Origin of the sequence: Savagea serpentis, assembly GCF_015351395.1 — a bacterium.
GTDB lineage: Bacteria > Bacillota > Bacilli > Bacillales_A > Planococcaceae > Savagea > Savagea serpentis.
Map to the genome: position 1 here is coordinate 1 of NZ_JADKPV010000005.1, position 12,685 is coordinate 12,685.

12 protein-coding genes are annotated in these 12,685 nt (G+C 41.3%); all 12 read right to left on the minus strand.

Annotated elements, in window-relative coordinates; all coding sequences use genetic code 11:
• Positions 1-66: 66 nt before the first annotated feature.
• Positions 67-606, minus strand: a complete 540-nt coding sequence (locus IRY55_RS09545; protein ID WP_213086698.1) for a phosphoribosyltransferase family protein — start codon at positions 604-606, stop codon at positions 67-69.
• 10 nt (positions 607-616) lie between these two features.
• Positions 617-1,672, minus strand: a complete 1,056-nt coding sequence (locus IRY55_RS09550; protein WP_194563095.1) for a SulP family inorganic anion transporter — start codon at positions 1,670-1,672, stop codon at positions 617-619.
• 270 nt (positions 1,673-1,942) lie between these two features.
• Entirely contained in the window at positions 1,943-3,472 is a 1,530-nt protein-coding gene (locus tag IRY55_RS09555; protein WP_194563096.1) for an acyl-CoA carboxylase subunit beta, read from the minus strand.
• A 24-nt stretch (positions 3,473-3,496) separates the two neighbouring features.
• Entirely contained in the window at positions 3,497-4,276 is a 780-nt protein-coding gene (locus tag IRY55_RS09560; RefSeq protein WP_194563097.1) for an enoyl-CoA hydratase, read from the minus strand.
• On the minus strand, positions 4,258-5,190 hold the full coding sequence (locus IRY55_RS09565; protein WP_194563098.1) for a hydroxymethylglutaryl-CoA lyase: 933 nt from the start codon (positions 5,188-5,190) through the stop codon (positions 4,258-4,260). The genes IRY55_RS09560 and IRY55_RS09565 overlap by 19 nt, the downstream gene beginning before the upstream one ends.
• A gap of 14 nt (positions 5,191-5,204) precedes the next feature.
• On the minus strand, positions 5,205-5,417 hold the full coding sequence (locus IRY55_RS09570) for an acetyl-CoA carboxylase biotin carboxyl carrier protein subunit (protein WP_194563099.1): 213 nt from the start codon (positions 5,415-5,417) through the stop codon (positions 5,205-5,207).
• 17 nt (positions 5,418-5,434) lie between these two features.
• Positions 5,435-6,772, minus strand: a complete 1,338-nt coding sequence (locus IRY55_RS09575; protein ID WP_194563100.1) for an acetyl-CoA carboxylase biotin carboxylase subunit — start codon at positions 6,770-6,772, stop codon at positions 5,435-5,437.
• Positions 6,773-6,774: 2 nt separating this feature from the next.
• Positions 6,775-8,418, minus strand: a complete 1,644-nt coding sequence (locus IRY55_RS09580) for an AMP-binding protein (RefSeq protein WP_194563101.1) — start codon at positions 8,416-8,418, stop codon at positions 6,775-6,777.
• A gap of 69 nt (positions 8,419-8,487) precedes the next feature.
• Positions 8,488-9,627 carry an acyl-CoA dehydrogenase family protein gene (locus IRY55_RS09585; protein WP_194563102.1) on the minus strand — a complete coding sequence of 380 codons (1,140 nt, stop codon included), beginning with the start codon at positions 9,625-9,627 and terminating at the stop codon, positions 8,488-8,490.
• Between the two features lie 84 nt (positions 9,628-9,711).
• Positions 9,712-10,320: a TetR/AcrR family transcriptional regulator gene (locus IRY55_RS09590; protein WP_194563103.1), complete on the minus strand. Its 609-nt coding sequence runs from the start codon at positions 10,318-10,320 to the stop codon at positions 9,712-9,714.
• Between the two features lie 359 nt (positions 10,321-10,679).
• Positions 10,680-11,576, minus strand: coding sequence for a 3-hydroxyacyl-CoA dehydrogenase (locus IRY55_RS09595; RefSeq protein WP_194563104.1), 897 nt, complete (start codon positions 11,574-11,576; stop codon positions 10,680-10,682).
• A gap of 81 nt (positions 11,577-11,657) precedes the next feature.
• Positions 11,658-12,611, minus strand: coding sequence for an NAD(P)H-dependent flavin oxidoreductase (locus tag IRY55_RS09600; protein WP_194563105.1), 954 nt, complete (start codon positions 12,609-12,611; stop codon positions 11,658-11,660).
• Positions 12,612-12,685 lie beyond the last annotated feature (74 nt).

The window sequence follows — 12,685 nt, forward strand, 5'->3', positions numbered from 1 at the left end:
GCAACTTCTCCAAAATCACATTTACCATTACTTCGTATCTTTTTCGTTCATCTTCCTGTACTATCTTTATGAAAATAGTGGCAACTCCTCTAAATAAATAATATCATCTCGCTCTGCCGCTGATCCTTCTGCTAATATGGCTGCTTTTGCAACGACGACGCCACCTGCTGCTTCGACTAGTTGTTCTAAAGCTGCGAGCGATTGTCCTGTGCTAATGACATCATCGATTAGCGCGACACGTTTTCCTCGAATTGCTTCGACGTCTTTTTCGTCCAAACATAGCATTTGCTCTTCTGTCGTCGTAATCGACTTTACTTTCTGTATGAGCGGTGTACCCATATATGCTTTAATACTTTTTCGTGCGACGTAATAGCGCGACATATGTAATACAGCACTCACTTCATGAGCGAGCGGTATCCCTTTCGCTTCCGCTGACACAATGACATCAACTTCCGGCAAACGTTCTGCTAAAAGAGGTGCTGTTGCTTTGACCATTTCTGTATCACCTAAAAGAACGAAACTCGCAATGACCGTATCTTCTGAAACTCTCATTAATGGAAGTTCTCTTGTTAACCCTGCTACGTGTAATGTATATGTTCGTTTCAATTTTCTCATCCTATTCAAATAATGATAATAATACTTGTGTGATAATTCCAGCAAGCATTCCTAAAAATGGATCTGTTAGCGCTGTGACTGCCATCGTCACGCCACCTACAACAGAATCTTCGCCTCCCGCTAATGCTGCTGTCGCATTCGTCGGTAATGTGACAAGTAATCCTAATACGAATAAAAAGCCAGCGATGCTCGTACTCGGAATAAATCGTCCAATTTTCGGTAAAAGTCCTGCAAGTAAAATGACTCCCATCATCACCATCATTAAAACACCAGCAAAGACAGCATGTGGTGCGGTAGAAGTAGCGGATATAACGACTTCTACTGGAGCTCCTCCAAACAATGCGGAAACCATATCTGCAATACTACTAATGACCGTTAAATGATCAACATTCACTTCTTGGTTGCCAATTTCACCGTTTATTTTTCCAAACGCGATATTCGCTCCTATGTTTAACGCAACCATAGCGAGTGCACCACGAATGACCGTTTGATTCACTGTTAACTTTTGCAATTGTAATTTCTCATTATCTAAAGGTGGAATCGGCGCAATCGTCCCCGCTATACGACCGACAATACTAGATAAGACGACAGAACCTAATATCGTATATACCAAGTCTTTCGTCAAAAAATAAATGAGCACCGCAGAGACTAAAGATGATGCCCCTACTAAGCGGTCTGTTTTCGTCATATCGATGGAAACTTTCGCTAACATAATCCCAACGCCCGCCATCATACCATTCGTAATGATCGGTCCGATAAATTCAACAATTTTTTCCAAAAATCCGAACAATCCGATGATGAGCATAATTGCTGCTCCAAAGAAAATCATCGAGAGACGTTCTTTCATCGTTTTTCCCATCGTACCAGCTACGGTAATCGTTTCTGCTTGATAAGAAATGACAGAGATCGATCCGACCGCTGTATTTCCAATCGCTCCTACAAAGAAGGCGAGCGCTGTTGGGACAGATGCAAAACCGAACGTTAATGCGAGTAATCCTTGAGGAAGACCATTTAATAAAACTCCTAATGCCGCTAAAAAATCCTTGAAATATTCCACAAAAAGGAACCACCTTTTCTTTAATTTGCCCTTTATAAAAAACGAACATTTTCTTGTTTTTTAACAAGAACGTTCCTAATTATACAGTGGTTGTTTTTTAAGTGCAATATCTTTTTTATCGTCTTTTTTTATATTCCAACAATAAAAAACAGAATTGTAAGCGAAGCGTACTCGCACAATTCCGTTTTCTATACTACTCTTAAACCAATTTCGTGAATATACATTTTAGCTTTATTAAGCTTCATAATTGCCATCGCATCTTCCTATCGATTAGACAGGATGAACGCCGTGTTTCCGTTCTGTGAATTGAAGTTCTTTCGTCTTATATAAGTCGAGTTGTGTTTGCAATACTTGACGCAAATCATTCGGGTGAATGACTTCATCAATAATGAGTTCTGACGCTAAACGATACACGTCAATTTCTTCTTGATATTCTTCCCGCATCTTTTGAACGAATGCCGCTTGTTCTTCTTTCGGTAGTTCGGCAATTTTATTAGCATACACTGCATTTACAGCAGCTTCAGGCCCCATAACAGCGATTTGTGCACCATCAAATGCAATGCAACAATCAGGCTCAAATGCAGGACCAGCCATCGCGTACAATCCCGCTCCGTACGCTTTACGGACAATGACCGTTAACTTGGGAACTGTCGCTTCGCTCATCGCAAAAATCATTTTTGCACCATGACGAATGATTCCCATACGTTCTACTTGAGTACCGATCATGAATCCAGGCACATCCGCTAAAAAAATGAGTGGAATATTAAATGCATCACATAAGGAAATGAATTTCGCTGCTTTATCTGCAGAATCATGGAATAATACGCCACCCTTCACTCGAGGTTGATTCGCAATAATTCCGACCGATTGCCCATTAACTCGCGCTAATCCTGTAATGAGTTCAGCGGCGAATAATTTTTTCACTTCACACCACGAACCTTCATCGATAAAACGCTCTATTAAATCATACATATTAAACGGGGCATTTTGGTTTTTGGGTACTATTTCATCGATTGTCTTTTCAAATGTCGCGGGCATCTTTGGACTTTTCACTTCTGGTTTATGCTTATAATGACTTGGGAAGTAGCCGATATATTTGCGCGCATATTCAATCGCTTCTTCCTCCGTTGTTACGAGCACATCGCCTACACCTGAGACTGAACAATGCATGCGTGCGCCACCCATTTCTTCCAACGTCACTTTCTCTCCAATAACCATCTCTGCCATGCGAGGTGATCCGAGATACATCGAGGCATTTCCTTCAACCATAATCACGGTATCACAAAAAGCAGGAATGTATGCTCCACCTGCTGCTGACGGACCGAATAGTAAACATACTTGCGGTACTTTACCACTCATTTTGACTTGATTATAGAAAATACGTCCCGCACCGCGACGTCCTGGAAACATTTCAATTTGATCCGTAATTCGTGCGCCTGCAGAATCTACTAAATAAAATATAGGAACATTTAATTTATTCGCTTTTTCTTGAATGCGGATGATTTTTTCAACTGTACGCTTGCCCCAAGAACCTGCTTTTACAGTGGAGTCGTTCGCCATCACGCATACCGTTTGTCCGTTAATTTTACCCATTCCTGTAATGACGCCATCTGCTGGTAAATCTTCTTCTAAACAATTCGCAAAGATGCCATCTTCTGACTGAAGCCCATCGTCTAATAATAAACGGAGACGCTCTCGCGCAAATAACTTTCCTTTTGCAGCGTTTGCTTCATGATACTTCGTTCGTCCTCCTTTTAATACTCGCTCTAAAATTTCACTTCCACGTTTTTCTTCACTCATATTTATTTCCCCCTACTCCTATTGTTATTTCCCTTTGTAGTGCGGTGTGCGTTTTTCTTGGAAAGCTTGTAAACCTTCTAATCGATCTTCAGTCGGGATCAGTGTGGCATAAGCGAGCGATTCGATTTGGAGTGCTGTCTGTATGTCCGCTTCCACTCCTTGATTGATCGCTACTTTCGCTTGTCGAAGGGCAAGTGGTGCATTTCTAGCAATTTGCTTTGCATATTTTACAGCTTCTTCTTGTAAATGCTTCGAAGAATAAAGCGCTTCCAATATTCCGTAACGAACAGCTTCCTCCGCTTGCAAGCGACGCGCACTATAAATGAGGGATTTCGCTTTGCCGATGCCAATGAGACGCGGCAATCGTTGTGTTCCTCCAGCTCCTGGAATAATGCCGAGCGAGGTCTCTGTCAAGCCCACTGCCACATGATTACCAGCGATTCGTATGTCACATGCGAGCGCGAGTTCTAACCCTCCTCCAAATGCCACACCATTCAATACAGCAATTACCGGCTGTGGCAACAATTCCACTTTCCGAACGACCGAGCCAATAAGAGTGACCGTTTGACTTACCTCTCGTTCCGACATGCCTTTGCGTTCTCTTAAGTCCGCTCCTGCACAAAATGCTTTCTCTCCTGCGCCTGTCAATAAAACAACGCGGATGTCGAATGTTTTCGCAACTTCATCTAATGCTTCACTAAGCTCGTTTAATAATTGAATAGACATCGCATTTGCCGCCTCGGGACGGTTCAACGTAATGCGAGCAATCGTACGTTCAATCACTTCTATCTTGACGAGTGACATGGATGCTCCCCTTCCTTTCCTAAGCGATAAATATCCATTTGCTTGGACTTAACGGGTTCTCCTAATTGTCGTTCGATAAATAGGGCAGCTTGTAACAGTTTGTCCATATCGATACCTGTTTGTATCCCCATCCGATGGAACATGTATAGCAAGTCTTCTGTCGCAACATTCCCTGAAGCCCCTTTTGCATAAGGACATCCTCCAAGGCCGCCGAGTGAACTATCAAATTTAGTAATTCCCATTTCAAGAGATTTCACCACATTCGCTAATGCTGTTCCACGCGTATCATGAAAATGCATCGCAAACTGTTCTGCTTCATACTTAGCAAGTAATACATCGAGTAGTGCTTCCACTTCATTCGGCGTCCCTACTCCTATCGTATCGCCTAATGAAATTTCGGTAACACCGAAACTAAATAGTCGATCCACCACTTCTAATACTTTTTTCGGTTGAATGTCTCCCTCAATCGGACAAGCAATGACGGTAGAAACATATCCACGCACAGTCATGTTCTCTTTTAGTGCTTCTTCAATGACTTCTTGTAATACTGGATAGGTGTCTTCGATCGTTTTATTAATGTTGCTTTGATTATGACTTTCACTCGCTGACATAAATACACTCGCTTCATCAATATTTACTTCAAGCGCTCGCTCAAGGCCTCGCATATTCGGCACTAATGCCGCATAAGTGATATCATGTTCTCTTTTGATCGAGCGCAACACATCCGCTGCATCCGCTAATTGAGGAATCCATTTTGGATGAACGAACGATGTCACTTCAATATAAGATAAGCCTGTCTTCGACAACATATTTATCCATTCAATCTTGTTCTGGGTATCGATTAATTGCGTTTCATTTTGCAAACCATCCCGTGGCCCTACTTCTTTTACGACTACTTTTTCTGGTAATTGCATACGCTTTATGCTCCTTATTCAATTTCAACGAGAGGTTCATCCACATTGACGAAATCCCCTTCGTTCGCCACAATTTTAGTCACTGTGCCTGCTACTTCAGCCGAAATGGGAATTTCCATTTTCATCGACTCTAAAATGACAACGTCTTGTCCCGCTGTTACTTCGTCACCTTCACTCACCAAAATTTTCCATACTGATCCTGCCATAGATGCTTTTACTGTCGTCATATAAATCCCTCCGCTTTTTATAAGTAATATTCATCAACAAATTTAGTCGTTGTCTGTCCTTTTTTAAACTGTTCATGTGTAATGACATCAACAATCATAGGTATGTTCGTTTCAATTCCTTCAATTACATACTCTCGCAATGCTCGTTCTAAACGTTCAATCGCCTCATCGCGCGTACTCCCCCATGTAATGAGCTTGCCTATCATTGGATCATAGAAAGGTGTGACTACTGAGCCACTTTCTACCCCTACTTCATTCCTTACCCCTCTTCCTTCAGGTAAAACAAAATTGGTAATTGTTCCTGGAGATGGGAAAAATGTCTTTGGGTTTTCAGCATAAATTCGAACTTCAATCGCATGCCCTTTTTTCTCCACATTGCTTCGAGTAAAACTTAATCGTTCTCCATTTGCTATTCGCAATTGCGCTTCCACTAAATCTAATCCTGTAATTTCTTCCGTCACTGGATGCTCAACTTGCAACCTAGTATTCATCTCTAAAAAATAGAAGTTTTCATCAGCGTCCACTAAGTATTCAATAGTTCCCGCATTCGTATATCCGATATGTTTTGCCGCCTGTTCACTCGCTACTAGCATTTTTTCACGTGTTTCTGATGAAATAAATGGAGAAGGAGCTTCTTCAACTACTTTTTGATTGCGGCGTTGAATGGAACATTCGCGATCAAATAATGCGACAGCATTGCCATGTTCGTCTACGATGAGTTGCACTTCGATATGATGCGCGTCTGCGACGAAACGTTCCATATACATCGTTCCTTCACCGAAAAATGATTGCGCACGCTTTTGATTCCCTTCGAAAGCTGAAGCCATTTCTTCTTCACTATGAATGAGTTGCATCCCGATGCCACCGCCACCTGCCGAAGCTTTTAACATAATAGGATAGCCGATTTCACCGGCGATCTTCACTGCTTCTTCTGCATCTTGTATCGCCGCGTCAATGCCTTCTACAACTGGAACACCTGCCCCTTTCATCGTTTTGCGTGCTTCAAGCTTATCTCCCATTTTGGACATAACATCTGCTGATGGACCTATAAAGACGAGATCCACATCTTCGCACGCTCTAACGAACTGGGCATTTTCTGAAAGGAGACCGTATCCAGGATGCACGGCCTCTGCTCCCGTTTTTTTTGCAATTTCTATAATTTCATCGATATTTAAATAGCTCTGGGCGACAGGAGGCTTTCCTACACAATAAGCTTCTGTAGCTTCTCGCACATGCAAACTATTTTCATCTGCTTCTGAATAAATAGCCACTGTTTCAATTCCAAGACGGTCACACGTTCGAATAATTCGACGCGCAATTTCTCCACGATTGGCGATGAGAATTTTTTTAAACATCGTTATTCCCCCGTTCCTAGTTCTCGAATAAACTGTTCTCGCAACTTAAATTTTTGAATTTTCCCCGATGCTGTCATCGGATATTCTGCCGTAAAGATGATATAACGCGGAATTTTATGACGTGAAATTTTATCCTTACAAAACACTTTAATCTCTTCAGCCGTTGCATGTTCTCCTTCTTTCAAAATAATCCATGCTCCTACTTCTTCTCCATAGCGCTCATCTGGAACACCTGTCACTTGAATATCAAAAATTTTCGGATGGGTGTATAAAAACTCCTCAATTTCACGTGGATAAATATTTTCTCCACCTCGGATAATTACTTCTTTCAAACGTCCAGTAATTCGAACAAATCCCATCTCATCCATCGTTGCTAGATCACCAGTTTTTAACCAACCATCCTCAGTAATCGTTTCTTTCGTCTCTTCAGGTGCATTATAGTAGCCTTTCATGACATGATAGCCACGCGTCCATAATTCCCCTTGTTCTCCGATGTTAGCATCCTCATTCGTTCCAGGGATGACGATGCGCACTTCAACATTTGGCATCGTACGCCCGACCGTTTCGACTTTCGAAACAAAATCATCATCATAACGTGTTTGGGTGATGACTGGTGAAGACTCTGTTTGCCCATAGCAAATTGTAATATCTGTCATCCCCATTTTATCAATGACGCTCTTCATCACTTCCACAGGACAGTTAGATCCAGCCATCACACCTGTACGTAAAGAACTAACATCATATTCTTCAAATTTTGGATTGTTCAAAATACTAATGAACATCGTCGGCACTCCATGAACTGCTGTACATCGTTCCTTTTCTACTGCTCGCAATACTTCTTCCGCATCAAACTCTTGGATTGGCACCATCGTTCCGCCTTGTGAAACAATCGTTAAACTTCCGATAACACAACCGAAAGTATGGAAAAAAGGTACTGGAATACAAAGTCGATCCTGATGCGTTAAATTCATATTATTCGCGATACTACGAGCGTTGTTAATTAAATTGTAATGGGTCAACATCACACCTTTAGGAAATCCAGTCGTTCCTGATGTGTATTGAATATTAACAACGTCATGAGGAGTCAATTCGGCATGGCGAGCATCGAGCTCTTCGTCTGTTACAGTTTGCGCAGCTTCCAATAAATCATCCCAACTTAACATACCTGGTTCTCGACGCTTTCCAAGTAAAATGACACGTTTCAAATTAGGCAAGCGCTCACATTGTAAATTCCCTGGTTCGCTTTTTTCAAGCTCTGGACAAAGTGATTTTAATGTTTCAACATAAGAATTATCACGATAACCTTCAATTAAAACGAGCGTGGTCGATTCAGACTGTTGCAGTAAATATTCCAATTCAGTTTCTCTGTAATTCGTATTCACTGTGACCAAAGTAGCTCCCATCAATCCCGATGCATATTGCAATTGAATCCACTCCGGAACATTCGTCGCCCAGACTGCCATATTCTCCTCGATTTCTAAACCGAGCCCCATCAATCCTTTTGCCACATTACGAACTGCTTCATAAAATTGTGCATAAGTTAAACGTAGATCACGGTCTGGATAAACGACCGCCTCTTCGTTCGATCGTAACTTTGCTTGTTCTGCTAACATTTGGCCTATTGTTTGTTCTACTAATGTCGTCATGTAAATCCCCTTTCATCTTTCCGCCTTTAAAGTACTTGATGACCGAAAACAATAGTGACAAAGTGATTTTTAACAGCCGATCGCGCGTGAAATAACGATGCGTTGAATTTCTGACGTCCCTTCCCCAATTTCCATTAATTTCATATCTCTTAAATGACGCTCGACGTCATATTCTTTCATATACCCGTACCCGCCATGTATTTGAATCGCTTGATTACATGTACGGAATCCCATTTCTGATGCAAATAATTTCGCCATAGCAGCCTCTTTATTGAATGGTTTATCATGATCTTTTAACCATGCTGCTTTGTGTACCATATTTCGTGCAAGTTCAATTTCCATCGCCATATTTGCAAGTTTAAATTGTGTCGCTTGAAATTGGGATAATGTTTTACCAAATTGCATACGCTCCTTCGAATAATGGAGCGCTTTTTCGTAGGCCGCTTGCGCAATCCCTACTGAAAGTGCAGCGATGGAAATACGACCACCATCCAATGTCTTCAAAAATTGTGAAAATCCACGCTTCGGATCACCGAGAATATTTTCCGCTGGTACATGTACGTCTTCTAAAATAATTTCACAAGTGTTCGAACCACGAACTCCCATTTTATTGTAGTTACAATTGATCGTGACACCTTTCGTGTCTGTCGGTACGATGAAAGCAGTAATAATTTTTCTACCTGCTTCTTCTCCTGTTACAGCAGTCACAATAATTTGACGCGCAAATCCTGCGTTCGTAATCCATACTTTTTCTCCGTTAATAATATATTCATCTCCGCTTTTTTTCGCTGTCGTACGTGTTCCTCCAGCGTCGCTCCCTGCACTCGGTTCCGTCAGTCCAAATGAACCAAGTGTCTCTCCTTTAGCAAGCGGTACGAGCCATTCTTGTTTCTGTTCTTCTGTACCAAATTGATAAATCGGCGTCGCTCCGAGACTGAGCGCCGCTGCGTAACTTAATCCCGTTCCACCACAGGCACGCCCGATTTCCTCAACTGCTAAAGTGTACGAAATCGTGTCCGCTCCAGAGCCCCCATACTCTTCAGGAAACGGCAATCCCATCAGTCCAAGTTCAGCCATTTTATGAAATGTTTCGATTCGCATCTCTGCTTTTTCATCAACTTCTTGCGCATAAGGCTTCACTTCATTTTCTGCAAACTCTCTTACCATGTCCCGAATCATCTTCTGTTCTTTCGTCAATTCAAAGTTCATGTATATTTCCCCCTTTTAAATGAAACCGACTAGTCGGTCTGTGAATGGTTAATATAAAAACCAGTGGTCATTCACCTGGTTCCTTTACAAGTAGTATGGAGTTGCTTCAACTTTCCCTTTTTCCGTCACAATCGAGCGTAAAATCATATCGACAAAAATAGAAGTAATATCTTCCATCGCCAGCTTCCCTTTTTTGTCAAACCATTTATGTGTCCAGTTCACCATCCCTGTAATGGATAAAGCGACAATCGTGACCGGTAATTCTTTACGAAAATCCCCAGTTTCTTGCCCTTCTCGTATAACTTCTTCTAAAATTTCCCGATATCGTCTACGTTTCGCTTTCATTTCAGGATGATAACGTTCCGGTAGTGACTGACTCTCTTGATAAAACACTCGAATATGCGGTTGGTACATATCAAATACTTTCGTAAAAGATACGAGCATTTGTACGAGTCGAGCTACCGGCGTCTCGTACTCTTCACAAATTCTTTCAGAATCTCGAATGACATAAGTAATAAAGACGTCGTGAATTTCATAGAGCAATTGATCTTTTGAAGTGAAATAGTGATAAAATCCACCTTTTGAACTTCCCGCGGCTTGGACGATATCATTTACTGTCACATGATTATAGCCGTGCTCTTCAAACAATTGTAAGGAAACTTCAACGAGACGTTCTTTTAAATTTTTTTTCATATTTTCATCATTCCCTTACTTCGCTCATCAGCTCATTGACTGTACACAATTAACCGATATAGCCGAATTTTGTTAGCGCTTTCAAAATGTTTAGCGATGAACTTATATCTATCATACAGAGCACTTTCCAATCATTCCAATACATAAAATGAATAAACATTATGCTTAATCGTTATAAATGATTTTCTTTTAATTTATCGCCTCTCTTTTTATATGCAAAAAGTGTTAGCCTATCCTTATCGACACTAAATTACTTCATTAAAAATCCCCTTCGTAAGGGTGGACAATATTTATCTCGAGGTACAATCACTAATGAACAGAAAAAAGCGAAATCGCTAAAATCGATTTCGCTTTTGTTGTTATTTCAAAAACTCAGGATGAGCAAAGCTTGGATTTGGATATTTATAAAACCCTTCTCCCGTTTCGCGCCCTAATTTTCCTTGATCGATGTATCGTTCTTTCAACAATTGAGCTAAGCGGATGTAGTTATCATTTTTTGTAGCTTCCGCCTTCATTTGAACGATATTGTACGCTGTCTTAATTCCAACAATGTCTAAAATAGCAAACGGTCCAAGTGGAGCACCTGTGCCGATCATCCATGTTTTATCAATCGTTTCAGGATCTGCGACTTCATTCACATAGAGCATTTCTGCTGCATCTAATAGTGGGACGAGCAATGAATTTAAAATGTAACCAGGTTGTTCTTTATACAATGGAAGAGCGACCATGCCAATCGATTGAGCAAAGTGAACGACTTCGTCGAAATACTTTTGTTCTGTCCCTTCATGCCCCATCACTTCAGCTGTATTGTTACGCCAAATGTGATTGGCAAAGTGAAGAGCTAAAAACTTTTCAGGTCGACCTGTTGCTTCCGCAAATTGACTCGGTAAAAGCGTCGATGTATTCGTCACAAATACCGTATATTCAGGTGCTAATGTTGCTATTTTTTTATAAAAATCTACTTTGATTGTAATCACTTCTGGAATCGCTTCAATGACAAGATCGGCTTCTTTTACAGCCTCAGCTAAGTCGCTCGTATACGTCAAACGCTCGTGCGCCGCTTGTAACTGTTCATCTGTCGCTTTTAAATCTTGTCGATACGGTTCATTGAGTGCCGCTGTGCGTTCTTTTGCTTGTGCAATCGCTTCTTCAGAAATGTCATACAATGTGACATCATATCCAAAATATGCTGTTTGCATTGCAATTTGACTGCCTAAGACGCCTCCACCTGCTACTGTTACATGCTGATAATTCATAATCATCCTCCTCATTATTTTAAAATAGAGATGTTCTCTTTTATCATAGCGGACTTCTACACCTGTTACCAGCATTTACCTTCAGCTTAATATTCGTTTTTTAGCCTCTTCATATTGCATACTGAGCGATTCGATATACTCAGAAGCTTTTTGAATTTCTTTCACTGCTCCAATCCCTTGCCCCGCTCCCCAAATATCTTTCCACGCTTTATGCGCACTATCTCCGCCAAAATTCATTTTTGTCGGATCGCTTTCAGGAAGATTGTCAGGATCCATACCTGCTGCGCGAATAGAAGGCGCTAAATAATTGCCATGTACGCCCGTGAAGTAATTGCTGTACACGATATCGTCCGAATTGCTTTCAACGATCGTCTGTTTATAATCTTCTACTGCATTCGCTTCTTCTGTCGCAATGAACGGTGAACCGATATAGGCAAAATCTGCCCCCATCGCTTCTGCTGCTAACACACTACCTCCTGTTGCGATTGATCCTGCAAGCGCGAGTGGTCCGTCAAACCATTCTCGAATTTCTTGGACGAGCGCAAATGGACTTTTAACACCCGCATGTCCGCCAGCTCCGGCAGCGACAGCAATCAAGCCATCCGCTCCTTTTTCAATCGCTTTTTTAGCGAAGAAATTGTTAATGACATCATGAAATACAATCCCTCCGTATTCATGCGCTGCTTCATATATATCTTCTCTCGCACCGAGTGATGTAATGATGATCGGTACTTTATACTTTTGACATAAAGCCATATCTTCCTCTAATCGCTCATTCGACCGATGAACGATTTGATTAATCGCAAAAGGTGCAGCAGGACGTTCTGGATTTTGTTTATTGTAAGCGTCTAATGTTTCGGTAATTTCAGCGAGCCACTCATCGAGTTGCGATGAAGGTCGAGCATTCAATGCAGGCATCGAGCCGACAATTCCTGCCTTACATTGTTCGATAACGAGTTTCGGTGTGCTGACGATAAACATTGGAGACCCGATGACTGGAATACGTAATTGTTCTTTTAATTGAAGCGCTTTCATTTTTATTTCCCCTTTCGTAACGAATGAACATTCATTCATAATTTATGTAAATTTTATCATAGTTTATACATAAA

Coding starts and splice junctions, on each gene's coding strand:
- IRY55_RS09595 (WP_194563104.1), bottom strand. CDS start 11,576: ATGAATTATCAGCATGTAACAGTAGCAGGTGGAGGCGTCTTAGGCAGT.
- IRY55_RS09580 (WP_194563101.1), bottom strand. CDS start 8,418: ATGACGACATTAGTAGAACAAACAATAGGCCAAATGTTAGCAGAACAA.
- IRY55_RS09555 (WP_194563096.1), bottom strand. CDS start 3,472: ATGAGTGAAGAAAAACGTGGAAGTGAAATTTTAGAGCGAGTATTAAAA.
- IRY55_RS09585 (WP_194563102.1), bottom strand. CDS start 9,627: ATGAACTTTGAATTGACGAAAGAACAGAAGATGATTCGGGACATGGTA.
- IRY55_RS09565 (WP_194563098.1), bottom strand. CDS start 5,190: ATGCAATTACCAGAAAAAGTAGTCGTAAAAGAAGTAGGGCCACGGGAT.
- IRY55_RS09600 (WP_194563105.1), bottom strand. CDS start 12,611: ATGAAAGCGCTTCAATTAAAAGAACAATTACGTATTCCAGTCATCGGG.
- IRY55_RS09590 (WP_194563103.1), bottom strand. CDS start 10,320: ATGAAAAAAAATTTAAAAGAACGTCTCGTTGAAGTTTCCTTACAATTG.
- IRY55_RS09575 (WP_194563100.1), bottom strand. CDS start 6,772: ATGTTTAAAAAAATTCTCATCGCCAATCGTGGAGAAATTGCGCGTCGA.
- IRY55_RS09570 (WP_194563099.1), bottom strand. CDS start 5,417: ATGACGACAGTAAAAGCATCTATGGCAGGATCAGTATGGAAAATTTTG.
- IRY55_RS09560 (WP_194563097.1), bottom strand. CDS start 4,276: ATGTCACTCGTCAAGATAGAAGTGATTGAACGTACGATTGCTCGCATT.